Source organism: Pseudomonas sp. JQ36 (genome assembly GCF_053851495.1).
The window spans coordinates 5,035,703-5,062,273 of sequence record NZ_CM132642.1; the positions used below are offsets into that span (position 1 = coordinate 5,035,703).

The 26,571-nt window shown below is 61.6% G+C and carries 25 protein-coding genes and 1 tRNA gene; 16 read left to right on the forward strand and 10 right to left on the reverse strand.

What is annotated here, in order from left to right; translation table 11 throughout:
* The first annotated feature begins 17 nt into the window (after window positions 1–17).
* Genes ACS4NR_RS22710 through ACS4NR_RS22720 form a run of 3 tightly spaced genes read left to right on the forward strand, consistent with a single transcriptional unit; the run spans window position 18 to window position 1,453 of the window.
* Window positions 18–599, forward strand: coding sequence for an RNA polymerase sigma factor (locus ACS4NR_RS22710; RefSeq protein ID WP_456020406.1), 582 nt, complete (start codon window positions 18–20; stop codon window positions 597–599).
* Window positions 596–1,165 (forward strand): hypothetical protein, encoded by a 570-nt coding sequence (locus ACS4NR_RS22715; protein ID WP_456018396.1) that lies wholly within the window; start codon window positions 596–598, stop codon window positions 1,163–1,165. Before ACS4NR_RS22710 ends, ACS4NR_RS22715 begins: the two co-directional genes overlap by 4 nt.
* A 57-nt stretch (window positions 1,166–1,222) precedes the next feature.
* On the forward strand, window positions 1,223–1,453 hold the full coding sequence (locus ACS4NR_RS22720; RefSeq protein ID WP_371917873.1) for a hypothetical protein: 231 nt from the start codon (window positions 1,223–1,225) through the stop codon (window positions 1,451–1,453).
* 76 nt (window positions 1,454–1,529) lie between these two features.
* Here the strand turns inward: ACS4NR_RS22720 and ACS4NR_RS22725 are convergent.
* Window positions 1,530–1,606, reverse strand: a tRNA-Arg gene (locus ACS4NR_RS22725).
* Window positions 1,607–2,050: 444 nt separating this feature from the next.
* On the opposite strand from ACS4NR_RS22725, the gene gabD reads away from it, so the two are divergent.
* The 3 genes from gabD (at window position 2,051) to ACS4NR_RS22740 (ending at window position 6,299) form a co-directional block, all read left to right on the forward strand.
* Window positions 2,051–3,493, forward strand: coding sequence for an NADP-dependent succinate-semialdehyde dehydrogenase (gabD, locus tag ACS4NR_RS22730; RefSeq protein ID WP_007963502.1), 1,443 nt, complete (start codon window positions 2,051–2,053; stop codon window positions 3,491–3,493).
* 186 nt (window positions 3,494–3,679) lie between these two features.
* Window positions 3,680–4,957: a 4-aminobutyrate--2-oxoglutarate transaminase gene (gene gabT, locus ACS4NR_RS22735; RefSeq protein ID WP_003220503.1), complete on the forward strand. Its 1,278-nt coding sequence runs from the start codon at window positions 3,680–3,682 to the stop codon at window positions 4,955–4,957.
* A 130-nt stretch (window positions 4,958–5,087) separates the two neighbouring features.
* Window positions 5,088–6,299, forward strand: coding sequence for an HDOD domain-containing protein (locus ACS4NR_RS22740; protein WP_204894238.1), 1,212 nt, complete (start codon window positions 5,088–5,090; stop codon window positions 6,297–6,299).
* Window positions 6,300–6,438: 139 nt separating this feature from the next.
* Here the strand turns inward: ACS4NR_RS22740 and ACS4NR_RS22745 are convergent, their stop codons facing one another.
* Window positions 6,439–7,428: a sensor domain-containing diguanylate cyclase gene (locus ACS4NR_RS22745; RefSeq protein WP_204894239.1), complete on the reverse strand. Its 990-nt coding sequence runs from the start codon at window positions 7,426–7,428 to the stop codon at window positions 6,439–6,441.
* A 247-nt stretch (window positions 7,429–7,675) separates the two neighbouring features.
* Window positions 7,676–8,860, reverse strand: coding sequence for a delta-9 fatty acid desaturase DesA (desA, locus tag ACS4NR_RS22750; protein WP_367082404.1), 1,185 nt, complete (start codon window positions 8,858–8,860; stop codon window positions 7,676–7,678).
* 146 nt (window positions 8,861–9,006) lie between these two features.
* Between desA and dibA the strand changes: the two genes are divergently transcribed.
* The 6 genes from dibA to ACS4NR_RS22780 all read left to right on the forward strand — a co-directional run bounded on the left by dibA (window position 9,007) and on the right by ACS4NR_RS22780 (window position 15,474).
* A complete protein-coding gene (gene dibA, locus ACS4NR_RS22755; RefSeq protein WP_253150962.1) occupies window positions 9,007–10,926 on the forward strand; it encodes a phosphodiesterase DibA in 1,920 nt (639 codons plus the stop codon).
* A 290-nt stretch (window positions 10,927–11,216) separates the two neighbouring features.
* Window positions 11,217–11,399, forward strand: a complete 183-nt coding sequence (oscA, locus tag ACS4NR_RS22760) for a sulfur starvation response protein OscA (protein WP_095137854.1) — start codon at window positions 11,217–11,219, stop codon at window positions 11,397–11,399.
* 135 nt (window positions 11,400–11,534) lie between these two features.
* Window positions 11,535–12,548, forward strand: coding sequence for a sulfate ABC transporter substrate-binding protein (locus tag ACS4NR_RS22765; RefSeq protein ID WP_095137855.1), 1,014 nt, complete (start codon window positions 11,535–11,537; stop codon window positions 12,546–12,548).
* Between the two features lie 229 nt (window positions 12,549–12,777).
* On the forward strand, window positions 12,778–13,596 hold the full coding sequence (cysT, locus tag ACS4NR_RS22770; RefSeq protein ID WP_027611147.1) for a sulfate ABC transporter permease subunit CysT: 819 nt from the start codon (window positions 12,778–12,780) through the stop codon (window positions 13,594–13,596).
* Between the two features lie 12 nt (window positions 13,597–13,608).
* On the forward strand, window positions 13,609–14,481 hold the full coding sequence (gene cysW, locus ACS4NR_RS22775) for a sulfate ABC transporter permease subunit CysW (RefSeq protein ID WP_003220512.1): 873 nt from the start codon (window positions 13,609–13,611) through the stop codon (window positions 14,479–14,481).
* Between the two features lie 3 nt (window positions 14,482–14,484).
* Window positions 14,485–15,474 (forward strand): sulfate/molybdate ABC transporter ATP-binding protein, encoded by a 990-nt coding sequence (locus ACS4NR_RS22780; RefSeq protein WP_456018398.1) that lies wholly within the window; start codon window positions 14,485–14,487, stop codon window positions 15,472–15,474.
* 89 nt (window positions 15,475–15,563) lie between these two features.
* Here the strand turns inward: ACS4NR_RS22780 and ACS4NR_RS22785 are convergent, their stop codons facing one another.
* Window positions 15,564–16,091 carry an Mpo1 family 2-hydroxy fatty acid dioxygenase gene (locus ACS4NR_RS22785; RefSeq protein WP_456018399.1) on the reverse strand — a complete coding sequence of 176 codons (528 nt, stop codon included), beginning with the start codon at window positions 16,089–16,091 and terminating at the stop codon, window positions 15,564–15,566.
* A gap of 82 nt (window positions 16,092–16,173) precedes the next feature.
* Between ACS4NR_RS22785 and ACS4NR_RS22790 the strand changes: the two genes are divergently transcribed.
* Complete coding sequence (locus tag ACS4NR_RS22790; RefSeq protein WP_456018400.1) at window positions 16,174–16,851, forward strand: Crp/Fnr family transcriptional regulator; 678 nt, start codon at window positions 16,174–16,176, stop codon at window positions 16,849–16,851.
* A 124-nt stretch (window positions 16,852–16,975) separates the two neighbouring features.
* On the opposite strand, the gene uraH is transcribed toward ACS4NR_RS22790, so the two are convergent.
* A complete protein-coding gene (uraH, locus tag ACS4NR_RS22795) occupies window positions 16,976–17,386 on the reverse strand; it encodes a hydroxyisourate hydrolase (RefSeq protein WP_456018401.1) in 411 nt (136 codons plus the stop codon).
* Between the two features lie 11 nt (window positions 17,387–17,397).
* Window positions 17,398–17,883: a GlcG/HbpS family heme-binding protein gene (locus ACS4NR_RS22800; protein WP_183784513.1), complete on the reverse strand. Its 486-nt coding sequence runs from the start codon at window positions 17,881–17,883 to the stop codon at window positions 17,398–17,400.
* A 136-nt stretch (window positions 17,884–18,019) separates the two neighbouring features.
* On the opposite strand from ACS4NR_RS22800, the gene ACS4NR_RS22805 reads away from it, so the two are divergent.
* Together ACS4NR_RS22805 and ACS4NR_RS22810 are read left to right on the forward strand one after the other, a co-directional pair.
* Window positions 18,020–18,700, forward strand: coding sequence for a heavy metal response regulator transcription factor (locus tag ACS4NR_RS22805; protein WP_095137860.1), 681 nt, complete (start codon window positions 18,020–18,022; stop codon window positions 18,698–18,700).
* Complete coding sequence (locus ACS4NR_RS22810) at window positions 18,690–20,075, forward strand: heavy metal sensor histidine kinase (RefSeq protein WP_456018402.1); 1,386 nt, start codon at window positions 18,690–18,692, stop codon at window positions 20,073–20,075. Before ACS4NR_RS22805 ends, ACS4NR_RS22810 begins: the two co-directional genes overlap by 11 nt.
* 104 nt (window positions 20,076–20,179) lie before the next feature.
* Here the strand turns inward: ACS4NR_RS22810 and ACS4NR_RS22815 are convergent, their stop codons facing one another.
* Window positions 20,180–21,184 (reverse strand): AraC family transcriptional regulator, encoded by a 1,005-nt coding sequence (locus ACS4NR_RS22815; RefSeq protein WP_222017348.1) that lies wholly within the window; start codon window positions 21,182–21,184, stop codon window positions 20,180–20,182.
* A gap of 100 nt (window positions 21,185–21,284) precedes the next feature.
* Here ACS4NR_RS22815 and ACS4NR_RS22820 point away from each other — a divergent pair, with 100 nt between their 5' ends.
* Complete coding sequence (locus ACS4NR_RS22820) at window positions 21,285–22,358, forward strand: fatty acid desaturase (protein WP_456018403.1); 1,074 nt, start codon at window positions 21,285–21,287, stop codon at window positions 22,356–22,358.
* 104 nt (window positions 22,359–22,462) lie between these two features.
* Here ACS4NR_RS22820 and ACS4NR_RS22825 read toward each other — a convergent pair whose 3' ends face one another.
* The 3 genes from ACS4NR_RS22825 to ACS4NR_RS22835 are packed head-to-tail and all read right to left on the reverse strand — an operon-like array spanning window position 22,463 to window position 26,497.
* On the reverse strand, window positions 22,463–24,073 hold the full coding sequence (locus ACS4NR_RS22825; RefSeq protein WP_456018404.1) for an arylsulfatase: 1,611 nt from the start codon (window positions 24,071–24,073) through the stop codon (window positions 22,463–22,465).
* 13 nt (window positions 24,074–24,086) lie between these two features.
* A complete protein-coding gene (locus ACS4NR_RS22830) occupies window positions 24,087–24,902 on the reverse strand; it encodes an ABC transporter ATP-binding protein (protein WP_027611158.1) in 816 nt (271 codons plus the stop codon).
* Window positions 24,899–26,497 (reverse strand): ABC transporter permease, encoded by a 1,599-nt coding sequence (locus ACS4NR_RS22835; protein WP_456018405.1) that lies wholly within the window; start codon window positions 26,495–26,497, stop codon window positions 24,899–24,901. The genes ACS4NR_RS22830 and ACS4NR_RS22835 overlap by 4 nt, the downstream gene beginning before the upstream one ends.
* Between the last annotated feature and the right edge of the window lie 74 nt (window positions 26,498–26,571).

Below are 26,571 nucleotides of genomic sequence, written 5' to 3' on the forward strand. Positions count from 1 at the left end.
AAGGCTTCATCAGTCAGCTGTTTGCTTCACCAGACAGCCCGGCCGCCGGCAGCGATGAAACGCTGCTGGCGCGTTATCGCGAGGGCGACGGCGCGGCGTTCGAGATCTTGTACGCCCGCCATCGTCAGGGTTTGTACCGGTTTTTGCTCGGCTTGAGCGGCAAACCGGAACTGGCCGACGAAGTCTTTCAGGACACCTGGCTGAGCCTGATCCGCAGTACCAGTCAGCCACAAGGACGGGCGACGTTTCGTACATGGTTGTTCCAGATTGCGCGCAATCGGCTGATCGATCACTGGCGCAAACACGGCGTGCATCAGCCGCTGCACGACAGCTACGACGAACAGCTGCACGCGGTTGGCGACGAGACCAATGACCCCGAACAATTGCTGAAACTCAGCCGCGACAGCCAGCGCCTGGAAAGCGCTCTGCAAACCTTGCCTGCCGATCAGCGCGAAGTGTTCCTGCTGCGTGCCCACGGCGACCTCGACCTGGCGCAAATCGCCAGCCTCACCGAAACACCGCTGGAAACCGTCAAGAGCCGCTTGCGCTACGCCCAGCATAAACTGCGTCGGCTGCTGGCCGAGGAGGTACTGACATGACTGACGCCCGCCAGACATCCGAAGATCCAGTGATCAAACATGTTCGCGAACAGCACAATGCTGAACCGCCAGCGCACCTCGACGCGTTCATCCTCAAGGCTGCCCACCGCGAAGTCCCGGCACCGAAGCCAGGGCTGTGGCAACGCTGGCTCGACGCCTGCCGCAAACCGCGCTGGCAAGTGGCGTTCGCCAGTCTCGTCGGCGTCGCACTGATGCTCTCGCTGGTGCAACGCGCCCCCGAGCCGCAGCCGCAATTCGACTTCGCCCCGGCGGCCAAACCTGCCGCACCAATGGCTCGCAAACAAGCCCCCGAAGCATTGTCCGCCCCCGCGCCGATTGTAGAAATGGCCGCGCCAATGCACAGCGAGGCGTTCAGCGCCGATGAAGCCAAAACCAGCAAACGCGCCGCCGCCCCGGCCAACGGCCTCGACGAACAACTGCGCGAAGTCCTGCGCCTGCGCGAATCCGGCCAATCAAAAGCGGCCGACACCCTGTTCAACAACCTGCACAAACGCTACCCCAACGCCGACCTCGACGCCCGACTGGAAAAAATCCAGAAGAACTGACCGCCCTGTTCGCCCAGCCATTTGGCATTGCCCCGCAAAAACGCGCACTATCGGGCCATAGCTGAATCGCTGGAGAACAAAGTGGCAGCAAAAATCGACCGCATCGCCCAACTCCTCAATTGCCCGCAGAAGGGCGAGGAGATGCGGCGCGCGATTACCGAGGCGCGCAAGGAGTTTCTGCTGAACCAGTCGGAAGAAGACGTCGTGGAAGAAGACGAGGTTTTTGAGGAGGTTGGGGAAGAAGAGGAAGACGACGATTACGACGAGTTTGACTGGACGACGGAGTGACCGCCGTCGCATGAAACACCGCGCCCACAAAAAAGCCCCGGACCATCACAGTCCAGGGCTTTCTCGTTTAAATCAGTGGTGCACCAGGCGGGATTCGAACCCACGACCCCTGCCTTCGGAGGGCAGTACTCTATCCAGCTGAGCTACTGGTGCAGCGGGCGACATCATACCTAGGTCGGCTCGGGGCGTCCATGCCGGGTTTTGGCGGGTTTTGTCAGTGCGCGTGTCGGTGTGAAACGCTGCATTCCTTAAAGCTGTAACGTCCTGCAAAACCCTCGCTTGGCGCTTTTTCCTGGCTGATCTATGGTTTGGCTGCGGCCGGGGCTTTTTTGCTCGTTGATCTGAAAAAACCAGCAAACGCTGGGTTTTTGTTCTTTTTTTCGAACGACCTATTGTCCTTTACCCCCTTTGATCCTACGATCCGTTTGAGATTTCAAACGCTCTTTGACGGGGTGTTGGAGCGCTGGTGCTGTGAATAACGCACGATCACTGCGCCTCACCCGGTAGATGATTTCCCTGACGGCAGCCTTGCGAGGCGCCTTTCTACAATCATAATTTTGCTCCGCGCAGGCCGCGGTGCTGTTAAGGAAAGCCGACATGCAGCTTAAAGATACCCAGTTGTTCCGCCAGCAAGCCTTCATTGATGGCGCATGGGTCGATGCGGACAACGGTCAGACGATCAAGGTCAACAACCCGGCCACCGGCGAAATCCTCGGCACCGTGCCGAAAATGGGCGCCGCCGAAACCCGCCGCGCCATCGAAGCCGCTGACAAAGCGCTGCCGGCCTGGCGTGCACTGACCGCCAAGGAGCGTGCAGGCAAGCTGCGTCGCTGGTTCGAACTGATGATCGAGAACCAGGACGACCTCGCGCGCCTGATGACCCTCGAGCAAGGCAAGCCGCTGGCCGAAGCCAAGGGCGAAATCGTTTACGCCGCTTCGTTCATCGAGTGGTTCGCCGAAGAAGCCAAGCGTATCTACGGCGACGTGATTCCGGGCCACCAGCCGGACAAGCGCCTGATCGTGATCAAGCAGCCGATCGGCGTGACCGCAGCGATCACCCCGTGGAACTTCCCGGCGGCGATGATCACCCGTAAAGCCGGCCCTGCGCTGGCCGCCGGTTGCACCATGGTGCTCAAGCCGGCGTCGCAAACCCCATTCTCCGCCTTCGCACTGGCTGAACTGGCCCAGCGTGCCGGCATCCCTAAAGGTGTGTTCAGCGTGGTCTCCGGCAGCGCCGGCGACATCGGCAGCGAACTGACCAGCAACCCGATCGTGCGCAAGCTGTCCTTCACCGGCTCGACCGAAATCGGCCGTCAGCTGATGTCGGAATGCGCCAAGGACATCAAGAAAGTCTCGCTGGAACTGGGTGGCAACGCGCCGTTCATCGTGTTTGACGACGCGGACCTGGATAAGGCCGTCGAAGGCGCGATCATTTCCAAGTACCGCAACAACGGCCAGACCTGCGTCTGCGCCAACCGTCTGTACATTCAGGATTCGGTCTACGACGCGTTCGCCGAGAAGCTGAAAGTCGCCGTGGCCAAGCTGAAGATCGGCAACGGTCTGGAAGAAGGCACCACCACTGGCCCGCTGATCGACGAGAAAGCCGTGGCCAAGGTGCAAGAACACATCGCTGACGCCGTGGCCAAAGGCGCCACCGTGCTGGCCGGTGGCAAACCGATGGAAGGCAATTTCTTCGAGCCGACCATCCTGACCAACGTGCCGAAAGATGCCGCTGTCGCCAAGGAAGAAACCTTCGGCCCGCTGGCGCCGCTGTTCCGCTTCAAAGACGAAGCCGAAGTGATCGCCATGTCCAACGACACCGAGTTCGGTCTGGCGTCCTACTTCTACGCTCGTGACCTCGGTCGTGTGTTCCGTGTGGCGGAAGCCCTGGAATACGGCATGGTCGGCGTCAACACCGGGCTGATCTCCAACGAAGTCGCGCCGTTCGGCGGCATCAAGGCTTCGGGCCTGGGCCGTGAAGGCTCCAAGTACGGCATCGAGGATTACCTGGAAATCAAATACCTCTGCCTGGGCATCTAAGCCGGGAAAGGGATCGCTGCAAACGCAAAGGGCACGAGAGCGCTGTCCCTTTGCGTCGTTTCAAAACCGGAATTTTCTCTGCGGCCAGGAACGCCGTGGCAGTCGATCATCGCATGCTGCCACCGCCGATTTCTCCCGCTTAATCCTTGAACCACGCCGCCCGATGAGCGGTGAATGAGGACTGTAATGAGCAAGACTAACGCTGAACTGATGGCCCGCCGCACCGCAGCTGTTCCACGTGGTGTTGGCCAGATTCACCCGATCTTCGCTGAGTCGGCCAAGAACGCTACCGTGACTGACGTTGAAGGTCGTGAATTCATCGACTTCGCCGGCGGTATCGCTGTGCTGAACACCGGCCACGTGCACCCGAAAATCATCGCCGCCGTGACCGAACAGCTGAACAAGCTGACCCACACCTGCTTCCAGGTACTGGCCTACGAGCCGTACGTTGAGCTGTGCGAAAAGATCAACGCCAAGGTGCCAGGTGATTTCGCCAAGAAAACCCTGTTGGTCACCACCGGTTCCGAAGCCGTGGAAAACGCCGTGAAAATCGCCCGCGCCGCCACTGGCCGTGCCGGTGTGATCGCCTTCACCGGCGCTTACCACGGTCGCACCATGATGACCCTGGGCCTGACCGGTAAGGTCGTGCCTTACTCGGCTGGCATGGGCCTGATGCCAGGCGGCATCTTCCGCGCGCTGTACCCGAACGAACTGCACGGTGTAAGCATCGACGACTCGATCGCTTCCATCGAACGCATTTTCAAGAACGACGCCGAGCCGAAAGACATCGCCGCGATCATCATCGAGCCTGTGCAGGGTGAAGGTGGTTTCTACGTCGCGCCGAAAGAATTCATGAAGCGTCTGCGTGCCTTGTGCGACCAGCACGGCATCCTGCTGATCGCTGACGAAGTGCAGACTGGCGCCGGCCGTACCGGCACCTTCTTCGCCATGGAACAGATGGGCGTTGCTGCCGACCTGACCACCTTCGCCAAATCCATCGCTGGCGGCTTCCCGCTGGCCGGTGTTTGCGGCAAGGCCGAATACATGGACGCCATCGCTCCAGGCGGCCTCGGTGGCACCTACGCCGGTAGCCCGATCGCTTGCGCTGCGGCCCTGGCCGTGATGGAAGTGTTCGAAGAAGAGCAACTGCTGGACCGCTGCAAGGCTGTCGGCGAGCGTCTGGTCACCGGCCTGAAGGCCATCCAGGCCAAGTATCCGGTGATCGGTGAAGTGCGTGCCTTGGGCGCGATGATCGCGGTCGAGCTGTTCGAAAACGGCGACAGCCACAAGCCGAACCCGACCGCCGTTGCGGCTGTGGTGGCCAAGGCGCGTGACAAGGGCCTGATCCTGCTGTCCTGCGGTACCTACGGTAACGTGCTGCGCGTCCTCGTACCGCTGACCTCGCCGGACGAGCAACTGGACAAAGGTCTGGCGATCATCGAAGAGTGCTTCTCGGAGCTGTAATTCCGGGCACTGTGTGATCTGATCGAGAAAAACCCGCTTCGGCGGGTTTTTTTATGCCTCGGAAACCCTTTTGCGCTGTATCGAAAGGCCAGCATTGGCTAAGGTTCAGGCATTGCAAGGGAGAGCGCGCATGACCGCCGTTGATTTACCCGCCGTACCCCGAGTGCTGATTGCCGAGGCTGATCCATGGTCTCGTGACCTGCTTAAACAAGTGTTGCTCAATGTGCGCTGTGACGCGCGGCTGGATCTGTGTGCCGATGGCCAGCAAGCCATGTCGTTACTCAGCGAAGTGCCCTATGACCTGGCCATTGTCGATTGGGAGTTGCCGGGCATCGATGGCTTGAGCGTGCTGCGCAGCGTGCGTCAGCGCAAACGTAATCCGCCCCTGCCGTTCATTCTGATGAGCAGTCGCGCTGACAGTGCCAGCGTGCGCGAAGCTCTGCCGCTGGCGCCGACGGCGTATCTGACCAAGCCCCTGAACATGGAAACCCTGACCGAGCGCCTTCAAGGATTGCTGCTGGATGCCGGCGAAGAGGTGTTCTGCGAAGTGCCGACGCTGGCGCCGGGCATGACCTTGTCGGTGTTCCTTGAGCGGCGCCGCGAACAAGCCGATGGCGCGCCGTTGATGACCGATGTGCAAGTGGCGGTCAAACGCAGCCTCAACCCGAATGGCCTCGACCTGAAGCTGCTCGAAGAAGAGATCCGCACCGATCCGCAGATCACCGCCGTGCTGATCGCTGCCGCCAACAGCGCGGCGCAGCATCATGGTGCGGCGGTGCAGACCCTGGGGCAGGCGCTGCATCGCCTTGGCACCGGACAGAGCATGAACCTGATCCTCGGCCTGGCGCTCAAACGCAGCGCCAGACTCAGTGACCCGTGCCTGGCGGACTACGCCGAGCGCTATTGGGGCCTGTCGCTGCACACCGCCGAATACGCCCGCACCCTGGCGCGCCTGCTCGATCTGGATCAGGAGCGCTGCTACTGCGCGGGCATGCTGCACCGGCTTGGCGATCTGGCGTTGCTGCGTTGTTTGCAGGAGTGGAAGCAGGCTGGTGGTGAGCTGGATGAGTGGGAGGAAATCGGTGACGCGCTGGCGGAGTTTGGTGCGGCCTACGGTTCGGCGTTGCGTACACGCTGGCGCTTGCCGCTGGAGCTGCGAGAGTTGATTGCGTCGGTCTATCAACTCGGTGGCGGGGTTTACTCCCGTGAAGCGTTGGTGATGAACATGGCGGCGCAAATGGCCCGCCTGACCGAGCATGAGGGTGTTGAGGAGCTGGCCAGGAGTCGTACGGCACGGCTGCTGAAGATCGGGCTGCCGGAATTGATGCGGATGCGTAAATAACCTGACTTTTCACAAACCCCTGTGGGAGCGGGCTTGCTCGCGAAGGCGGTGTGTCAGGCAACACAGATGCTGAATGACCTACCGCCTTCGCGAGCAAGCCCGCTCCCACATTGGATTTCTGGGTGGCTGAAATGTGCAGTCAGGCAGAGATGATCCGGTTCTTGCCCTGACGCTTGGCCTCATACATTGCCGCATCCGCCCGGGCGAACAGGCTCTCGAGACTGTCGTCGCCATCCCTGAGGCTGGTCAGGCCCTGGCTGACGGTGATGCCGAACGTCTGACCCTCATGGTTGAAACTCAGGCGCTGAATCTCCTGCTGCAGCCGCTCGGCCACTTGCAGCGCCATGTCCGGTGCGCAACCGGGAAATACCGCGGCGAACTCCTCGCCGCCAATGCGTCCGAACAAATCGCCCCGGCGTAACGACCCACGTCCGCACTCGGCGATGCGCTGCAGCACGTTGTCACCTTCCGGGTGGCCGTAGCTGTCGTTGATCAGCTTGAAGTCATCGATGTCCAGCAGCAGAAAGGCCAGGGGGGCACCTTGCAGGCGTGCTTCCTCGAATTCGCGATGGGCGCATTCGAAGAAGTGTCGGCGGTTGCTGCTCTGGGTCAGCACGTCGGTGGTCGCCAGGCGATGCAGTTCGGTTTCCATGCGCTTCTTGTCGGTGATGTCTTCGGCGATGCCGACAATGATCACCGGTTGTCCGGGTTCGTCCTGACGGTTGATGAAGCATTTGTCGCTGAGCCAGCGCACTTGACCGTCGGCGGCAATGATCCGGTATTCGCGGTCTTCCACCGCGCCCTTGTGCAGCACTTCGGCAAGGCTGCGTTCGGCGTAATCCAGATCGTCAGGGTAGATGCTGTCGCGCCATTGGTTGTAGTCGGCCAGCAACAGGCCTGCGGAGCGGCCGAAAATCCGTTCGTAGGCAGGGCTGACATACAGCACCTGACGAGTTTCCCAATTGAACGCCCAGAGCACCGCGTTGACGCTCACCAGCAATGAACTGAACAGCTGTTCGCGCTCACTCAGCCGGGCGACTTCGCCCTGGGCGTGCATCAGCGCCATCAGGGTTTGCGCGGCCTCGGGCCACTGCGCAAGGGACGAGTCTTTTTGATTGTTGTTGACCATCGGCACATATCTCAAAGGGCGTGCCGCGATTTCGACAACGGCCACAGTACAGCCCGCCGGGGTGGCGAAGTGTCTTTGAGATAGGGCTTTCGGTGCTAAGTTCCGCGCTTTTGTGGCGAGGGAGCTTGCTCCCGCCAGGCGGTAGGGATGACGCGTTTCAGCAATGAGAACGCGTCGTCAGATTTGCGGTAGCTGCGCTACCGATCGGGGATGAATCCCCTCGCAACAGGGGATTCGTTCATGGCGGTCAGGCTGCGGCGGGGCGCAGAGAGTAGGTTTTCAACTGGTCGGCAAATTCACGCAGGGACTGGATGCCGCTGGCCTCGGCTTCGTGCACCCATTCCTTGATGGCGGCGAGCATGTCGTGGCCATTGGCGCTGGTCTTGACCCAGATCTGCTGCAGGGCCAGACGTTTTTCGTAAATAACCTTCAGCGCCTGGCTGTGCTCGAGCATGTTCTGGATGCGCAAGTGATGACGGTCTTCCAGCAGGCTGGTTTCCCGCGACAACAGGCGTTTGGCCCGATGGAATTGATGGCGTACCGAATGATCGACCTTGTCCAGCTCCTGCTTGACCAGCGGGCCGATGACCAATTTGCGGTACTGGGCCATGATCTGGAAGCGGTTGTTGAGGATCGCCATGGCGGTGTCCATGTCCAGACTGCCCTTGCCTTCCACGCGGTGGGCGATCGGCGCCACACGCTGCACCTTGGCCAGCCTGAAGAAGCTGAAGACCTTGATCCACGCCCAGCCGAGGTCGAATTCCCACTTCTTCACCGACAGCTTGGCCGAGTTGGGGTAGGTGTGATGGTTGTTGTGCAGTTCTTCGCCGCCGATCAGGATGCCCCACGGCACCAGATTGGTCGCCGCGTCGCGGCATTCGAAGTTGCGGTAGCCGATGGCATGGCCCAGACCGTTGACCACGCCAGCGGCCCAGACCGGGATCCACATCATCTGGATCGCCCAGATGGTGATGCCGATGGTGCCGAACAGCAGCAGGTCGATGACGCCCATGATCGCCACGCCCAGCAGTGGGTAGCGGCTGTAGAGATTGCGCTCGATCCAGTCTTCCGGGCAGTTCTTGCCGTAGATGCGCAGGGTCTCCGGGTTCTCGGCTTCGGCGCGATACAGCTCGGCGCCTTTGCGCAGCACGGTGGACAGACCCTTGATGACCGGGCTGTGCGGGTCATCTTCGGTTTCGCATTTGGCGTGGTGTTTGCGGTGGATAGCGGTCCACTCGCGGGTGTTCTGCGCCGTGGTCAGCCACAGCCAGAAGCGGAAAAAGTGTTTCAGGCCAGCATTCAGCTCAAGCGAGCGATGGGCCGAGTAACGGTGCAGGTAGACCGTGACGGCGACAATTGTCACGTGGGTCATCAGCAGGGTGACCGCGACCAGAGACCAGGCCGACAAGCCAAGAAAACCTTCGTACCACATAGGCTATAGGGCCCTCGATAAAGATAAAAACAGCCGTTGCATTATCACCAAGCACACAGATAAAACCAGTCGCCCTTTCAGATAAGAGTCGCTGGATGTTTCTTCACCTATAATTCCAACCTTTTTGTAGGGACATGGACGGCCGAATGTCTGCCACTTATCGCGATGCCTTGCGTGCAGCGCTGCTTTACCTGTTGCTTGCTGTGGTCTGGCTGCAGGGCACTGGTTACTTATTGAACAGTTTCTTTGATGAGTCTGTCGATCTGCAGCGATGGCAACTGATCAACGGTTACGTCTGGGCTGCCGTCAGCGCTGGCCTGATTTTCCTGGCACGGGCCAGATTGTGCGAATTTCTCGGCATTGGAGCGCGGTTACGCGAGCGTCAGTCTGATCGTGAGCGCCTGCGTCAGGCAGCAGCCGTGTTCGATTGCACCCGCGAAGGGGTGCTGGTCACCAACCGTCAGGGCCTGATCGTGCACGTCAACCGTGCGTTCATGGAAATCACCGGCTATCAGTACGACGAAGTTCTCGGCCATCAGCCGAGCCTGTTCAAGTCCGGTCACCATCCGCCAGGCTTTTACCAGGCGATGTTCGCCACGCTGGAGAGCGAAGGCGAGTGGAGCGGTGAGATCTGGAACCGGCGCAAGAGCGGCGAGATTTATCCACAGTGGCAGACCATCCGCGTGATTCACGATGATCAGGGTCGGCTCAGTCACTACGTGGCGGTTTTTTCCGACATCAGTGCGATCAAGGACTCCGAACACGAGCTCAAGCACCTTGCCCACCACGACCCGCTGACCGACTTGCCCAATCGCTTGTTGTTCAGCGACCGCGCCGAGCAGGCGCTGGCGTCGGCGCAGATTCACAAGCGCGGCTGCGCCCTGCTGATGATCGATCTGGACCACTTCAAGATGATCAACGACAGCCTCGGGCACAACGTCGGCGATCGCCTGCTCAAAGCGGTGGCGGCGCGCCTGCAGGAACTGTTCGGCCCCGGGATCACCCTGGCGCGGCTCGGTGGTGACGAATTCGCGGTGCTGGCAGAGAGTTGTCCACAACTGGTTCAGGCAGCGGCGCTCGCGCAACGCATTCTTGATGCGCTCAAGGAGCCGTTCGGCATCGAACAACATCAGCTGTTCATCAACGCCAGTATCGGTATCAGCCTGTTCCCCAGTGATGCGTTGAGCGCTGATCAATTGCTGCGCAACGCCGACGCCGCGCTGTTCAAGGCCAAGAGCAGCGGGCGCAACGGCTACGCGTTGTACACCGAAGAGCTGACCGCGCATGCGCAGCAACGGGTCGAGATCGCCTTCGAACTGCGTCGCGCGCTGGAGCAACAGGAGCTGCGGGTCTATTACCAACCGGTTCACGATTTGCGCAGCAGTCGCCTGATCGGTGTCGAAGCGCTGGTGCGTTGGCAGCATCCGCAGCGCGGGCTGGTGTCGCCGGCGGAATTCATTCCGATTGCCGAACGCACCGGGCTGATCGCCGAAATCGACGCCTGGGTCATGCGCCAGGCGTGTTTGCAGATGTGCCAGTGGCAGCAGGCCGGGATTGAGTTGTCGTTTGTCGCGGTGAACGTGTCGTCGCGCTTGTTTGCCCGGCGTGAGCTGTATCAGCAGGTGGCGCAGGTGCTGCACGAGACCGGGCTGGATCCGGCGTATCTGGAACTGGAAGTCACCGAAAGCGCGGTGATGGATGATCCGGAAGTGGCGCTGGAGCAAATGCATCGTTTGCGGGAGTTGGGTATTCGCCTGGCCATCGATGACTTTGGCACCGGGTACTCGTCGTTGCTGCGGCTCAAGCGCCTGCCGGTACAAAAGCTCAAGATCGATCAGGGTTTTGTCGCCGGACTGCCGTGGGACGAGGATGACGCAGCCATCGTTCGGGTGATCGTCGCCCTGGCCCGCAGCATGGGCATGCAGGTGCATGCCGAGGGGATCGAACAGGCCGAGCAGGCGGCATTTCTGCTGGCGCAGGAATGTGATCTGGGCCAGGGCTACTGGTTTGGGCGGCCAGTGCCGGCGGGGGAGATTGATTGGGGCAATGCGCCTTTGATTGATTGAGCCCGATTCTGTGGCGAGGGAGCTTGCTCCCGCTGGACTGCGTAGCAGGCCCAAAAAAACGGCGAGCGCTTCGCACTCGAGCGGGAGCAAGCTCCCTCGCCACAGGGGTTGCGGTGTTCTTTTGTACCGTGAACACTGCGCAAACCCTTGCCCCGTCAGATAATGTTTTCTAGTTATATAAACATTCTTAAATAGTCTTTTTAAGAATATCTGCGCCTCTCTTATATTGCTCCCACGCCGAACGCAGTGCCGCCCACTGCCAGGCATATCCCATTCAAAGGAGCAGCACCATGAGCGCATCCCTTCGCAGCGTTGACGGTCAGGACGAAACCACCATCTTGCGTGAAATCCAGAGCGCCCTGCGCGATCTGCGTTTCGGCGCGGTGGAGATCACTGTGCACAACGCCCAGGTCGTGCAGATCGAACGCAAAGAGAAGTTCCGTTTGCAGCAGCCGGGCAAACAACCGAACTAAAAGATCGCAGCCTGCGGCAGCTCCTACAGGGGGCTGTACGTAGGAGCTGCCGAAGGCTGCGATCTTTGAACCGGCAACACGATTCCCGAAATACATAAGAAAAAGCCACCACCAAGAATTCCAGGAGCTTTCACCATGTCGTCGATTCGCCGTTACGCTTTGGCCGCCCTGGCCAGCGCTGTGTTTGCCGGTTCCGCGGTTGCCAAGGATTACGAACTGCTCAACGTGTCGTATGACCCGACGCGCGAGCTGTATCAGGACTACAACGCCGAATTCATCAAGTTCTGGCAGAAAGATCATGCCGGCGACACGGTGAAAATCCAGCAATCCCACGGCGGTTCGGGCAAGCAGGGCCGCGCGGTGATCGACGGTCTGCGCGCCGACGTCGTAACCCTGGCGCTGGCCGGCGACATCGATGAAATCGCCAAGCTCGGCAAGACCCTGCCGGCCGACTGGCAGAAGCGTCTGCCGGACGCGAGCACCCCGTACACCTCGACCATCGTGTTCCTGGTGCGCAAGGGCAACCCGAAAGGCATCAAGGACTGGGGCGATCTGATCAAGAACGACGTCTCGGTAATCACCCCGAACCCGAAAACCTCTGGCGGTGCGCGCTGGAACTTCCTTGCCGCGTGGGCCTACGGCCTGAAAGCCAACGGCGGCAGCGAAGAAAAAGCCAAAGAGTACGTGCAGACCCTGTTCAAGCACGTTCCGGTACTGGACACCGGCGCTCGTGGCTCGACCATCACCTTCGTCAACAACGGTCAGGGTGACGTGTTGCTGGCCTGGGAAAACGAAGCGTTCCTGGCGTTGAAAGAAGACGGCGGCGCTGACAAGTTCGACATCGTTGTGCCGTCGTTGTCGATCCTTGCCGAACCACCGGTCGCCGTGGTCGACAAGAACGCCGAGAAGAAGGGCAACGAGCAGATCGCCGAAGCCTATCTCAAGCACCTGTACAGCCCGGCCGGTCAGGAGATCGCCGCGAAGAACTTCTACCGTCCACGCGACAAGGACGTGGCGGCGAAGTACGCCCAGCAGTTCCCGAAACTGGAGCTGGTGACCATCGACAAGGACTTCGGCGGCTGGAAAACCGCGCAGCCGAAATTCTTCAACGACGGTGGCGTGTTCGACCAGATCTATCAGGCGCAGTAATCTGACCCACAATGAGCCTGAAGTTTAGGCACTTGAGATGTGGGAGTGAGCTTTTGTGGTGAGGGGATTCATCCCCGATGGGTTGCGCAGCAGCCCCAATGCCGACCTTTGCGGTGAATCAAATCTACCGCGAACTCTGCTTTTGCGACTGCTTCGCAGTCGGTCGGGGATAAATCCCCTCACCACAGGGCTTGCTCCCACATTGATGCGTTTTCAACCAAGGACTTTTATGTCGCGTCGTATCTCCCCCGTCATACCCGGCTTCGGGCTGACGCTGGGTTACACCTTGGTGTACCTCAGCCTGATTGTGCTTATCCCGCTGGCGGCGATGTTCGTCCACGCCGCCCAACTCACCTGGGATCAGTTCTGGACGATCATCACCGCGCCACGCGTGCTGGCAGCCTTGAAGCTGAGCTTCGGCACCGCGCTGTGTGCGGCGATCATCAACGGCATCATCGGTACGCTATTGGCCTGGGTGCTGGTGCGCTACACCTTCCCCGGGCGCAAGGTGATCGACGCGATGATCGACCTGCCGTTCGCCCTGCCGACGGCGGTGGCCGGTATCGCCCTGACCGCGCTGTACACCCCGACCGGTCTGGTCGGACAGTTCGCCGCCGACCTCGGTTTCAAGATCGCCTACACCCCCTTGGGTATCACCCTGGCGCTGACTTTCGTCACGCTGCCGTTCGTGGTGCGCACGGTGCAGCCGGTGCTGGCTGACATTCCCCGTGAAGTCGAAGAAGCCGCCGCCTGCCTCGGCGCGAAACCGTTGCAGGTGTTCCGCCATATCCTCCTGCCAGCGCTGTTGCCCGCCTGGCTGACCGGTTTTGCCCTCGCGTTTGCCCGGGGTGTCGGCGAGTACGGCTCGGTGATTTTCATCGCCGGTAACATGCCGATGAAAACCGAGATCCTGCCGCTGCTGATCATGGTCAAGCTCGACCAGTACGATTACACCGGCGCCACTTCCATCGGCGTGCTGATGCTGGTGGTTTCCTTCGTCCTGTTGCTGCTGATCAACCTGTTGCAGCGGCGCATCGAAACCCCATAAGGAGGCGCGAACATGTCCCAATCGTCTATTGCGGCCGCGTCCTCGGCCAACGCTGCGCGGCGTGGCAGTGCTACGTCACGGCGCGTGCTGATCGGCCTCGGCTGGCTGATCTTTTTCCTGTTTCTGGTACTGCCGCTGTTCATCGTGGTCTCGCAGGGTCTGAAGAACGGCCTTGGCGCATTCTTCACGGCGATCTTCGAACCGGACGCCTTGTCGGCACTGAAACTCACGGTGATCGCCGTGCTGATTTCGGTGCCGCTGAACCTGGTGTTCGGCGTCAGCGCCGCGTGGTGCGTGAGCAAGTATTCGTTCCGCGGCAAGAGCATGCTGGTGACGCTGATCGACCTGCCGTTCTCGGTGTCGCCGGTGATCGCAGGTCTGGTCTACGTGCTGATGTTCGGCGCTCAGGGCCTGTTCGGGCCGTGGCTGCAGGATCACGACATCCAGATCGTCTTCGCCCTGCCGGGCATCGTGCTGGCGACGATCTTCGTCACCGTGCCGTTCGTGGCGCGCGAGCTGATCCCGCTGATGCAGGAACAAGGCACGCAGGAAGAGGAAGCCGCGCGGCTGCTCGGCGCCAATGGCTGGCAGATGTTCTGGCATGTCACCGTCCCCAACATCAAATGGGGCCTGATCTATGGCGTGGTGCTGTGTACCGCGCGGGCCATGGGTGAGTTCGGTGCGGTGTCGGTGGTTTCCGGGCACATTCGCGGGGTGACCAACACCTTGCCGCTGCACGTCGAGATCCTCTACAACGAATACAACCACGTGGCCGCGTTCGCCGTGGCGAGCCTGTTGCTGATCCTGGCGCTCTTCATCCTGCTGCTCAAGCAGTGGAGCGAAAACCGTATCAACCGCCTGCGCGCCAGCGCCGCGGAGGAATAATTCATGTCGATCGAAGTGCGTAACGTCAGCAAGAATTTCAATGCGTTCAAGGCGCTGGACAACATCAGCCTGGACATCCAGAGCGGTGAACTGGTGGCGCTGCTTGGCCCGTCCGGTTGCGGCAAGACCACGCTGCTGCGGATCATCGCCGGCCTGGAAACCCCGGATCAGGGCAACATCGTGTTTCACGGTGAAGACGTCTCCGGCCACGATGTGCGTGATCGCAACGTCGGTTTCGTGTTCCAGCACTACGCCTTGTTCCGGCACATGACGGTGTTCGACAACGTCGCGTTCGGCCTGCGCATGAAACCGAAAAACCAGCGCCCGAGCGAGAGCCAGATCGCGACCAAGGTCCACGAGCTGCTGAACATGGTGCAGCTGGACTGGCTGTCGGATCGCTACCCGGAGCAACTCTCCGGCGGCCAGCGTCAGCGTATCGCTTTGGCGCGCGCGCTGGCGGTTGAACCGAAGGTGCTGCTGCTCGACGAACCGTTCGGCGCCCTCGACGCCAAAGTGCGTAAAGAGCTGCGTCGCTGGCTCGCACGCCTGCACGAAGACATCAACCTGACCTCGGTGTTCGTGACCCACGACCAGGAAGAAGCGATGGAAGTCGCCGATCGCATCGTGGTGATGAACAAGGGCGTGATCGAGCAGATCGGCTCACCGGGCGACGTCTACGAGAACCCGGCCAGCGATTTCGTCTATCACTTCCTCGGCGACTCCAACCGCTTGCTGCTCAGCGACGACAACCACGTGCTGTTCCGTCCGCACGAAGTGTCGTTGTCCAAGCATGAACTGGAAGATCACCACGCCGCGGAAGTGCGCGATATTCGCCCGTTGGGTGCGACCACGCGAGTGACGTTGAAGGTGGAAGGGCAGACCGATCTGATCGAGGCCGAAGTGGTGAAGGATCACGACAGCCTGATCGGACTGGCCAAGGGTGAAACCCTGTTCTTCAAGCCGAAGGTCTGGCAGAAAGTCGCCGGCCTCTGAAATCAAAAGATCGCAGCCTGCGGCAGCTCCTACATGGAATGCATTTCCCCTGTAGGAGCTGCCGCAGGCTGCGATCTTTTAAAAGCGGCCTAAGCCGCCGCTTTGCCATTCGGATTGACCCGCACCACCCCCGCTCGCGCCTCGATCTGCGCTTTCAACTCATGACGCATCCCCAACATGAACGCCAACTCGGCCACCACAAACAGCGGCCCGACAATCAATCCGCTCACGTCATCGACAAACGCCGGTTTGCGCCCCTCGTAGTGGTGTCCGACAAACTGGATCACCCAGCCAATCACAAACATCGCCAGCCCGCTGCTCAGCCAGACCATGGTGCTCTGCTGCGCCAGCGCATGCCCGGCCCAGACCGACAGCCCCATCAACAGGCTCATCAGCACGCCCAGCTTCAGTTCCAGGCGCAGGTAAAACCACGCCGACGCCAGTGCCAGCAGCACCGCCGGAGATATCCACAAGCCGCCCAGTGACCATTCTGGTCGCGACAACAGCACCGCCACTGCCACCACAATCAGCGGAATGCCGATAAAGTGGCTGGCGATGTTGCGCGGGTCGCGGTGGTAGGCGGCATATTGACTGAGATGGTCGACGAGGCTTTTCATTGTTGTTCCTCCTGTAGGGTGAGAGCAGCATGCCCCGGGTTCGGCGTTCGCTCTGTCAGGCAGGCGACAATTGGGAGTGATCATGGATAAGCGTTCACGGCTGATGACCGGGCAATGGTTCAGTCATCTGCCGGTATCCTTTCAGGATAGTCTGCTGGCGGCGGCCCGGGAGCGGCGGCTGACGGCGGGGCAGCGTTTATTCCAGCGCGGCGATGCGCCGTGCGGGTTGTACGCGGTGCTCGACGGGGCGATCCGGATCGGGGCGGTGAGCGAGCAGGGCAAGGAGGCGTTGCTGAGCCTGGTCGAGGCGCCGCACTGGTTCGGCGAAATCTGCCTGTTCGACGGCCAGCCACGCACTCACGATGCGTATGCGTTCGGGCCGTGCACCCTGCTGAATATCCCGCAGGCCACGCTGCTGAAAATCCTCGACGAACAGCCGGTGTACTGGCGCCATCTGGCATTGCTGATGAGCCACAAACTGCGCCTGACCTTTATCAATCTCGAACAGTTGAGCCTGCTGCCGGCCCCGGCACGCCTGGCGCATCGCTTGCTGATGATCGCCGAGGGTTACGGCGAAATCGATGCGCCACGTCGGGTGCTGCAACTGCCGCAAGAGCAGTTGGCGTCGATGCTGTCGCTGTCACGGCAGACCACCAACCAGATCCTCAAGGATTTGCAGGGGCAGGGGATTATCGGGTTGGGATATGGCGAGATCGAGATTCTTGATGCCGAGCGATTGCGGGCCCTCGCCACGCTCTAAAACTTCACACCGATCCATTGTAGGAGTGAGCCTGCTCGCGATAGCGGTGTGTCAGCCGACACATCATGAACGGATACACCGCTATCGCGAGCAGGCTCACTCCTACAGGGCATTTGTGCGGTAGTCAGGAGCCACGATAGGTCGAGAAACCATAAGGGCTGAGCAGCAACGGGATGTGGTAGTGCTGGTCAGTCTGCTTCACTTGGAAAATCACCGGGATTTCCGGGAAAAACGTCTCGCGCTGGTTCTTCTCGAAATACTCGCCGGCCTTGAACACCACCCGGTATTCGCCCGCTTCGAAAGGTTGTTTGGCCGGGAACAGTTCGGCGATGCGCCCCTGTTCGTTGGTGGTGCCCTGGGCCAGTGGCTGCCAGTTCTGGCCGACGTGTTTTTCCAGGGTCACGTTGACGCCCGGCGAGGGCAGGCCGTTTTCCAGGTTGAGCACGTGCACGCTCAGCGGGTTGCCGGCGGCCAGCGCCAGGCTGGAGAAGGCACTCAGGCCGAGTGCGGCGAAGGTCATGCGCAGGGTGGTCATGGTCAGTCTCCTTAGTGGGAACGGGTAATGGTGAGGCCGGCTTTTTCGGCGGCCTTGATGGCACAGTTTTCGTCCTGCTCGCCGCCGCCGGATCCGGCCACGCCCATGGCGCCGACCAGTTCATCAGCGGCGAACAACGGAATCCCGCCGCCGAGCAACAGCAGCTCATCGAGGGTGTTGAGGTTGGCGGTCTCCGGATTACTGCGGGCGCGCTCGGCGAACAGCCGGGTCGGAGTTTTCGTCGACAGCGCGGTGTAGGCCTTGCGCTGGCTGGCGACGGTGTTGTGCGGGCCGATGCCGTCGCCGCGCAGGGTCACCAGCGTGTTGCCGCCCCGGTCGAGCACCGATACCGTGGCGGTGCAATTGCTCAGCGCGGTGTCGGCCAGCAGGCGTGCGGTTTTCAGATCGAGGTCAGCGTGGCGCGGCAGTTCAGGGGCGGCGAAAACGCTGGCGCTGAGACCCAGGGCGAGGCTGGCTGCAAGGTATTTGACGGTCATGAACAGGCTCCGAAAGCGAAGGACATCACCTTAGCCGCCGCTCTTCGTCAGAACCCCGTCAGTCGGATTACAAGTTTGTAATGGGCAACGCCGCCGAAGGCGCCTAGCCTGTGTGCTTGATCAATTGAGGTGTGCCATGCGTTTGCTGGTCGTAGAAGATGAAGCCAAAACCGCGAATTTCCTGGCCAAGGGCCTGGGCGAATCGGGATTTGCCGTGGACGTGGCGCTCAATGGCCTCGACGGGCGCTATTTCGTCGAGCAGCAGGAATACGACTTGATCATCCTCGACGTGATGCTGCCGGGCCTCAATGGCTGGCAACTGCTGCAACTGATTCGCCAGCGCGGCGCCACCCCGGTGCTGTTCCTCACCGCCAAGGACGCCATCGAAGACCGCGTGCGCGGCCTCGAACTGGGCGCCGATGATTACCTGCTCAAACCCTTCGCCTTCGCCGAATTGCTCGCGCGAGTGCGCACCCTGCTGCGCCGCGGGCCGCTGCGCGAGGCCGAGTCCTACAGCATCGCCGATCTGGAAATCGACGTGCTGCGGCGTCGGGTCAGTCGCGGCGGCCAGCGCATTGCCCTGACCAACAAGGAATTTGCCCTGCTGCAATTGCTCGCCAGCCGTCAGGGTGAAGTGTTGTCACGCACGCTGATCGCCTCGCAGGTGTGGAACCTGAATTTCGACAGCGACACCAACATGGTCGAAGTCGCGGTGCGCCGCTTGCGGGCGAAAGTCGATGACCCGTACATGCCGAAACTGATCCACACCGTGCGCGGGGTCGGCTATCAGCTGGAGGCGCCCGACGATGCGGTCTAGGTCGATCGCCTGGCGTCTGGCGCTGGCGTTCGCCGTGGTCTGCGCGTTGGTGCTCAGTGCGATTGGCGTGTTTCTCTACCGTTCGCTCGCCTCTGAGATCGCCTATCGGGATGATCTGGCGTTGCTTGGCCGCCTGGAGCAGGTGCGCGCCTTACTTGCCGACAGCGACAGCCTCGGCGCCTTGCAGGCGCGGCCACGGTTGTACCAGAACATGCTCGGTAATCTCGACAGCCTGTTGCTGGTGCGGCGTGCCGATGGCTCGAACGTGATCGCGATCAACCCGCGCCAGCGCGAGCTGCCGCCATTTAACGCGATCCCCCGCGAGCAGACGCCGCAGCGTCACGACGTGTTGACCTGGCAGGCGCCGGACGGTGCCGAGCTGGCGCTGTTGTCCGGTGACGCCCAAGGGCCGAACGGCGAACCGCTGACGGTGATCGCCGGCAAGGTGCTCACTGAGCGTGAGCAGATGCTCGGCAGTTATCGCATGCGCCTGTACCTGGCCGTCGGGCTTGGCGCGTTGCTGGCGTTCGCGCTGGGACTGGTCCTGCTGCGCCGTGGTCTGCAACCACTACGCCAGTTAAGCGCGGCGGTGCGCGGCATTGATCTGCGCAGCCTCGACCAGCGTCTGCCCGCCGGTGGCACCCCCGCCGAACTGCTCGAACCGGTGCAGGCGCTCAACGGCATGCTCGCGCGGCTGGACGACAGCGTGCAGCGGCTGTCGCAGTTTTCTGCCGATCTGGCCCACGAGATCCGCACTCCGCTGCACACCTTGCTCGCCAGCAACGGCCAGGCGCTGAACCACCCGCGCAGCACGGCGGAGTATCAAGAGTTGTTGGCGTCGAACATGGAAGAATTCGAACGCCTCAAACGCATGGCCGAGAACCTGATGTTCCTCGCCCGCGCCGAACAGGCGGAGCGCGCGCTCGACTTGCGCACGCTGGATCTGCACAGCCTCGGCAGCGAGCTGTGCGATTACTTCGAGGCCCTGGCCGATGACCGCCAGTTGCGCCTGGAAAACCGCTTGCACGGCGAACTGCTGGCCGACCAGCAACTGCTGCAACGCGCCCTCGGTAATCTGCTGGCCAACGCGGTGCGTCACGCCGATGAAGGCACGCTGATCAGCCTGCGCCGCCGCGATGAGCCGGGTGTGTGCTGGTTGCAGGTACACAACCACGGCCCGGCGATTGCGCCAGAACATCTGGGCAAACTGTTCGACCGCTTCTATCGCGTCGACCCTTCACGGGCGCAGCCTGGGGATTCCGGTGGGCTGGGGCTGGCGATTGTGCAGTCGATCATGCAATTGCATGGTGGGCGGGTGCGGGTGAGCAGTGATGCGAGTGGCACTGTGTTTGAGTTGGGTTTTGCTTTGAATTGAAGGGCGCTATCGCGAGCAGGCTCACTCCTACAATTTGGAATGCGTTTCCCCTGTAGGAGTGAGCCTGCTCGCGATGGCGTCAGATCAGACAACCTGGTTCTGGATCAGCGCAACCCGTCGCGAAACTGCCCCGGCGTCATTCCCGTCCAGCGCTTGAACGCGCGGCTGAAGCTGCTGGTGTCGGCAAACCCCAGCAGATAACTGACTTCACTCAACGAACACTGCGGGTCGCGCAGGTGCAGCAGCGCGAGGTTTTCGCGGCTTTCGTTGAGCAGCGTGTCGAAGCGACAGCCCTCATCAGCCAGATGCCGTTGCAGGCTGCGCAGGCTCAGGTGCAAGGCCTGGGCGATGCGCTCGGCGCTGGGTTCGCCTTCGGGCAGTTGTTCTTCGATGGCGTCGCGCACCTTGCGCTCCCAGGTCAACGGCTGAAGCTGGGCCAGGGTGCGCTTGAGCACCGCTTCGTTGTGTTCGGCCAGTTCCGGGTTGGCGTCGTCGAGGTGGCTGTCGAAGTCGGCGAGGGCGAATTCCAGGCGATCTTCGGCGCAGGAAAAATGCACCGGGGCGCGGAACACTTTGTGCCACTGATGCGCATCGGACGGTTCCGGGCGGCGCAGGTACACCGCCAGCGGCGCGTAGTCGCGACCGAGGCGATTACGGCAGGTGCGTACGTAGATCGCGGCAAACGCGTCGATGGCTTCGAACGCCGGCGCCGGATTGCCTGACGGAATTTTCAGACGAAACAGATAGCGGTCATCGCTGCGGCTCAGCTCCAGTTCCAGCGCATCGCTGACCACCGGGTGATAACGCACGATGCGCTCGAACACCTCACGCAGGCTGCCGCTGGCCACCAGCGCGTAACCGAGCGCATGGAACGTGGTCGGGCTGACGAACCGCGACACTCGCAGACCGATCGCCGGATCGCCGCTGAACTGCACCGCCAGTTGCCACAGGCGCGTGGTGCCGGACAACGGATAGCGCGCATTCGGGTCGTCCATCAACTGCGGATCGAGCCCGGCCTGTTGGCACAGGCCGATACTGTCCAGCCCCAGCGCATCGAGTTGCTTGCGCAAGGCACGGGTCCAGCTGGCGAGCGAGGTCGGTTCCTTCATGCTGATTGGCGCTTCCGGTCAACAGGTTGGCGTTCTCGGCTACCGCGATACAGGGCCTGACGAGGCACGATGCGAACATCCATAAACAGAGGATGGAAGCATGGACGGTACTTCTGCAAGTCCCCAACGACACAATGCGGCCCAGCGATCAGCGCATATTCGCGAAGTGGTGCTGGCCAAGGGCGTCGAGTTGCGTCAGCGCTACCCGATTTTGCGGCACCAGGACGCCCTCGGCGCGGGCATTCTGGCCTTCGCCCTGGCCGGGATGATCGGCTCGGCGGCGCTGTACATCACTGGCCATATGGCGTGGTGGGTGTGCCTGCTGCTGAATGCGTTTTTCGCCTCCTTGACCCATGAGCTGGAACACGACCTGATCCACAGCATGTATTTCCGCAAACAACGGCTGCCGCACAACCTGATGATGGGCCTGGTGTGGCTGGCGCGGCCGAGCACGATCAATCCGTGGATCCGTCGTCATCTGCACCTCAATCACCATAAAGTCTCCGGCACCGAAACCGACCTGGAAGAGCGGGCGATCACCAACGGCGAGCCTTGGGGTTTTGCGCGTTTGCTGATGGTCGGCGACAACGTGATGTCGGCGTTCATCCGCATGCTGCGGGCCAAGACCTGGGCGCACAAAATCAACATCATCAAACGCACGCTGAAGGTCTATGCGCCACTGGCGCTGGTGCATTGGGGGGCGTGGTACGTGTTTCTCGGCTTCCATGCGGCGAATGGCATTGCCTACCTCATGGGTTCGCCGATTGAATGGTCGGCGACCACGCTGTCGGTGATGCAGGTGATCGACATCGCGGCGGTGGTGATCATCGGCCCGAACGTGCTGCGCACCTTTTGCCTGCACTTCATCAGCTCGAACATGCATTACTACGGCGACATCGAGGCGGGCAATGTGCTGCAGCAATGCCAGGTGTTGAACCCTTGGTGGTTGTGGCCGCTGCAGGCGTTCTGCTTCAACTTCGGCAGCAGCCACGGGATTCACCATTTTGTGGTGAAGGAGCCGTTCTACATCCGGCAGATGACCGTGCCGGTGGCGCACAAGGTGATGCGCGAGATGGGCGTGCGGTTCAATGATTTCGGCACGTTTGGGCGGGCTAACCGGTTTGTTCGTCGGGATGAGCTGGTAGCGGAGGAGGCGCGTACGGCTCGGGTTTGACAGGTGAGTTCCCAGGCCGCTTCGCGAGCAAGCCCGCTCCCACAGGGGAACGCATTTCAACTGTGGGAGCGGGCTTGCTCGCGAAGGCGTCGGATCAGGCAACCTCAATCCGGCTGAAACGGCGAAGCACTCAAAATCACCCCGGTCTCCTCCACATATTTCTGCCAATGCCCGATCAAGGTGCTGAGCTTGTCCGGCTGACTCAACGCCAGATCATGAATCTCCCCCGGATCGCTGCTCAAGTCATAAAGCTGCCAGGTCGCCGGCCCCACCGGCCCGGGGATCCACACCGCTTTCCACGAGCCCTGACGAATTGCCCGCCGCCCAAACAACTCCCAGCCAGTCACGGTGTGCTCGTCATGCACCTGCGCCGTCTCGCCGGACAAAAAGCCCAGCCATGATTTACCGCGCAGCGGCGCCACCGGTTTGCCGTGCCATTGCTTGCCCGGATGGCGCACGCCGGCCAGATCGAGAATCGTCGGGGTGATGTCCATCACCGTGCCGAAGCCGTGGCTGATCTGCCCTTTGATTGGCAATTGCGGATAGTGCAGCAGCGCCGGTACGCGGATCCCGCCCTCGGTGGTGAAGGCTTTGAACAGCCGTGACGGCGCGGTCGCCACCTGCGCCCAGCTCGGCCCGTACCAGACGTAGGAATTGGCGCGGCCGATGTTGTCGAGGCTGTTGTCGTAATGCTGATTGAGGTAAGTCAGCAGTTCCGGGCCGAACTTGGGGAACGCTTCCAGCAGCGCGCCCTCGGCACCGTTGTCGGACATGAACAGGATGAAAGTGTTATCGAGTTGGCCCTGCTGGCGCAGGTAATCGACCACCCGGCCGATGTTCCAGTCCATACGCTCGACCATGGCCGCGTAGACCTCCATGGCCCGCGCGGAAATCTGCCGTTGCTCATCGCTCAGCGCCGCCCATTGCGTGTTCAGTTGAATCAGCGGATGCGGCTCGACATCCGGCTCGATCAGCCCCAGCGCCTTGAGTTTTTCCAGGCGTTCCAGACGCAAGACTTCGGGACCGGCGTCGTAGCGACCACGGTATTTTTCGACGATGTCGGCCGGTGCCTGCAACGGCCAGTGCGGTGCGGAGAATGGCAGATAAGCGAAGAATGGCCGGCTCTGATCGCGCTCCTTGAGGTATTGCAGCAGCTTGTCGCCGAAGGCGTCCGACGAGTAGAAATCCTTGGGTAACTCGTCGACAAAGGTGTCGTCTTCGATATACAGCGCTGGCGTCGATTTCAGCAGGCCAGGGGTCTGTTCGTCGTAAGTCGGCTCGAAGCCATAGTGGTTGGCCGCACCCGGCAGCAGCGAGAACGAACGCTCGAAACCGCGGGCCTGTGGCGCCAGTTCAGCGGTGAGGCCGAGGTGCCATTTGCCGCTCATCAACGTCTGATAACCGGCCTCGCGCAGCAGCTCCGGCAGGGCGACGACGCGGTCGTTGAGATAGCCCTCGTAACCCGGTTTGCCGATCAGCTCCGGTGTCAGCGCTTCGGCCATGGTGCCGATGCCGGCGATGTGGTGGTCGGTGCCGGTCAGCAGCATCGAGCGGGTTGGCGAGCAGGTCGGTGCGGTGTGGAAATCGGTCAGGCGCAGGCCGTTGTTGGCCAGGGCATCGAGGTTCGGCGTGGCGATTTCGCCACCGAAAGCGCCGATGTCGGAGAAGCCGAGATCGTCGGCCAGAATCACCAGAAAATTGGGGCGTTGCGGCATCGAAAAGCTCCTCTCAGCAGGCAATGAACGACAGCGGCAGATCGCGGATCTGGACCGGCAGGCTCGGTTGGTAATGGTCGTCACTGGTCAGTTCGTGCAACAGCTCTTCACGCAACTGATGGAAGTCGAAACTGCTGCGCTGACGTGGGTGCGGCAAGGCGATGTCGACCACTTGCTTGATCCGTCCCGGACGCGGCTCCATCACCACCACGCGGTCGGCGAGAAAGATCGCTTCTTCGACGTCGTGGGTGACGAGGATCGTGGTGATTTTTGCCCGGTCGCGGATCGCCAGTAGCTCGTCCTGCATCTGCTGGCGGGTCAGCGCATCGAGTGCGCCGAAGGGTTCGTCGAGCAGCAGAATCCGTGGGCTGGCGACGAGCCCGCGAGCAATCGCCACGCGCTGGGCCATGCCGCCGGAGAGCTGGTGCGGATAGGCGCGGGTGAAATCGCGCAGGCCGACCAGATCGATGAAATCGTTGATGCGTTGCTGCTTTTCGGCGGTGCTCAGCGGCTCGTTGACCAGGCCCAGACCGATGTTGTCGGCCACCGTCAGCCACGGGAACAGACGGTGCTCCTGAAACACGATGCCGCGCTCGCCGCCGATGCCGCTGACGGCTTTGCCATCGACGCTGATCTGCCCGCGAAACTGCGTATCCAGACCCACCAGCAAACGCAGCAAGGTGGATTTGCCGCAACCGCTGGACCCGACGATGGCGACAAATTCGCCCTCGGCGATGTCGAGGTTGAATTCGCGAATCGCCTCCAGTTCGAAACCGTCGACGTCGAAGGATTTGCCTACGTGGGTGAAGCTGACAATCGGTGCGTTCATGCGTGTCTCCAGCGAGTGGCGCGAATTTCCAGGCGTTGGCCGATGAGGTTGAGCAGGGCGCCGGTGAGGCCGACCAGCAGCATCGCGGCCATGATCAGGTCCATGCGCAGCAGTTGTTGGGCGCCGATCATCTGGCTGCCGATGCCGCCGTTGGATGGCATGAAGTATTCGGCGCCGATGGTGCCGAGCCAGGCGTAGATCAGGCTCAGACGCAGCCCGGCGAAAATCCCCGGCGCCGCACCCGGCAGCACCAGACGACGCAGGCGCTGACCGAGGCTCAGACGCAGCACCTGCGCGGCTTCGTTGAGTTGTGGCGAGAGGTTGGCGACGCTGCGCTGGGTGGTGATGAACAGCGGGAAAAATGCGGCGAGGGCGACGAACACCCACTTCGCCAATTCACCCAAACCGAACCACGCGGTGAGCAGCGGCACCCAGGCGAAAATCGCAATCTGGCGAATGGCGGCGAGGGTCGGGCCGAGCAGTCGTTCGCTGGTGCGCGACAGCCCCAGCAGCAGGCCGAGGGCGAAACCGAGTCCGCCGCCGAGCAGCAACCCGCCAAGGGTACGACCGAGGCTCAAGGCCATGCCGCTGATCAGCGTGCCGTCGAGCAGACCGTTTCTGGTCGTTTCCAGTACCGCCAGCGGGCTGACCAGAATGTTCGCATCGACCCACTGCTGATCGCTCGCCACTTGCCAGACGCCGATCAGGCTCAGCGGCAACAGCCACGGTTGCAGCCGTTGCCAGCCTTGATAACGTGGGCCTCGGCGAATTTCCGCAGTGGCCGGGTGCGGCCAGTGCACCAGTTTGCGGTCGAGAAAACCGATGCCGCGATCCATCGCTACACCCAGCACACCGATGACCACGATGCACACGAACACGATGTCGAGCATGAATAGTTGCCGTGCCCAGACCATCAGGTAACCGATGCCTTCGCTGGAGGCCAGCAGCTCCACCGCCAGCAATGAAGTCCAGCCGGCGGCCAGGGCCAGACGCACGCCGGCCATGAATGCCGGCAGTGCGGCAGGCAACACCAGACGCCGGATCAGCAAGTACGACGGCAGGCGCAGTACGGCGGCGGCTTCGCGCAGTTTCGGTTGCGCATCACGAACGCCGACCAGGGTGTGCAGGGTGACCGGCACCACGATGGCCTTGATCAGCACCACCAGTTTCAGCACTTCGCCGATGCTGAAAAACACCATGAACAGCGGAATCCACGCCAGCGTCGGTACCTGTGCCAGACCGGCGAACGTCGGGAAGACCAGGCGTTCGAGGCGACGGCTGAAGCCCAGCGCGGCACCCAGCAGCGCACCGGCTGAGATCCCTGCCAGCAAGCCCCAGAGCAGACGTTGCAGGCTGATCCACAAATGACTCCACAACTCGCCTTGGGACAGCTCGATGGCGCTGTTCCACACCAGCGATGGCGCCGGCAGGATCTGCTCGCTCATCCATTGATTGCGTGCGGCCAGCCACCACAGAGCGAACAGGCTGATCGGCAACAGCCATGGCAACAGACGTTGGTTGAGGCTCGGCCACGCGCGCCGGCTTTTCAGAGGTGGCGCGGGCAGCGGCAGGCTGAGCAGGGAATCACGGGCCATGGGTGACCTCCGTTGTCGGGTTGCATGGCGAACCGCTGTGCCTGTGTGGGAGTGGGCTTGCTCACGAAGACGGA

Coding starts and splice junctions, on each gene's coding strand:
- oscA (WP_095137854.1), top strand. CDS start 11,217: ATGAGCGCATCCCTTCGCAGCGTTGACGGTCAGGACGAAACCACCATC.
- ACS4NR_RS22810 (WP_456018402.1), top strand. CDS start 18,690: ATGCGGTCTAGGTCGATCGCCTGGCGTCTGGCGCTGGCGTTCGCCGTG.
- desA (WP_367082404.1), bottom strand. CDS start 8,860: ATGTGGTACGAAGGTTTTCTTGGCTTGTCGGCCTGGTCTCTGGTCGCG.
- uraH (WP_456018401.1), bottom strand. CDS start 17,386: ATGACCACCCTGCGCATGACCTTCGCCGCACTCGGCCTGAGTGCCTTC.
- ACS4NR_RS22785 (WP_456018399.1), bottom strand. CDS start 16,091: ATGAAAAGCCTCGTCGACCATCTCAGTCAATATGCCGCCTACCACCGC.
- cysT (WP_027611147.1), top strand. CDS start 12,778: ATGTCGCGTCGTATCTCCCCCGTCATACCCGGCTTCGGGCTGACGCTG.
- gabT (WP_003220503.1), top strand. CDS start 3,680: ATGAGCAAGACTAACGCTGAACTGATGGCCCGCCGCACCGCAGCTGTT.
- ACS4NR_RS22800 (WP_183784513.1), bottom strand. CDS start 17,883: ATGACCGTCAAATACCTTGCAGCCAGCCTCGCCCTGGGTCTCAGCGCC.
- ACS4NR_RS22820 (WP_456018403.1), top strand. CDS start 21,285: ATGGACGGTACTTCTGCAAGTCCCCAACGACACAATGCGGCCCAGCGA.
- ACS4NR_RS22835 (WP_456018405.1), bottom strand. CDS start 26,497: ATGGCCCGTGATTCCCTGCTCAGCCTGCCGCTGCCCGCGCCACCTCTG.
- ACS4NR_RS22825 (WP_456018404.1), bottom strand. CDS start 24,073: ATGCCGCAACGCCCCAATTTTCTGGTGATTCTGGCCGACGATCTCGGC.
- ACS4NR_RS22805 (WP_095137860.1), top strand. CDS start 18,020: ATGCGTTTGCTGGTCGTAGAAGATGAAGCCAAAACCGCGAATTTCCTG.
- ACS4NR_RS22780 (WP_456018398.1), top strand. CDS start 14,485: ATGTCGATCGAAGTGCGTAACGTCAGCAAGAATTTCAATGCGTTCAAG.
- ACS4NR_RS22815 (WP_222017348.1), bottom strand. CDS start 21,184: ATGAAGGAACCGACCTCGCTCGCCAGCTGGACCCGTGCCTTGCGCAAG.
- gabD (WP_007963502.1), top strand. CDS start 2,051: ATGCAGCTTAAAGATACCCAGTTGTTCCGCCAGCAAGCCTTCATTGAT.
- cysW (WP_003220512.1), top strand. CDS start 13,609: ATGTCCCAATCGTCTATTGCGGCCGCGTCCTCGGCCAACGCTGCGCGG.
- ACS4NR_RS22745 (WP_204894239.1), bottom strand. CDS start 7,428: ATGGTCAACAACAATCAAAAAGACTCGTCCCTTGCGCAGTGGCCCGAG.
- ACS4NR_RS22830 (WP_027611158.1), bottom strand. CDS start 24,902: ATGAACGCACCGATTGTCAGCTTCACCCACGTAGGCAAATCCTTCGAC.
- ACS4NR_RS22740 (WP_204894238.1), top strand. CDS start 5,088: ATGACCGCCGTTGATTTACCCGCCGTACCCCGAGTGCTGATTGCCGAG.
- dibA (WP_253150962.1), top strand. CDS start 9,007: ATGTCTGCCACTTATCGCGATGCCTTGCGTGCAGCGCTGCTTTACCTG.
- ACS4NR_RS22790 (WP_456018400.1), top strand. CDS start 16,174: ATGGATAAGCGTTCACGGCTGATGACCGGGCAATGGTTCAGTCATCTG.
- ACS4NR_RS22715 (WP_456018396.1), top strand. CDS start 596: ATGACTGACGCCCGCCAGACATCCGAAGATCCAGTGATCAAACATGTT.
- ACS4NR_RS22765 (WP_095137855.1), top strand. CDS start 11,535: ATGTCGTCGATTCGCCGTTACGCTTTGGCCGCCCTGGCCAGCGCTGTG.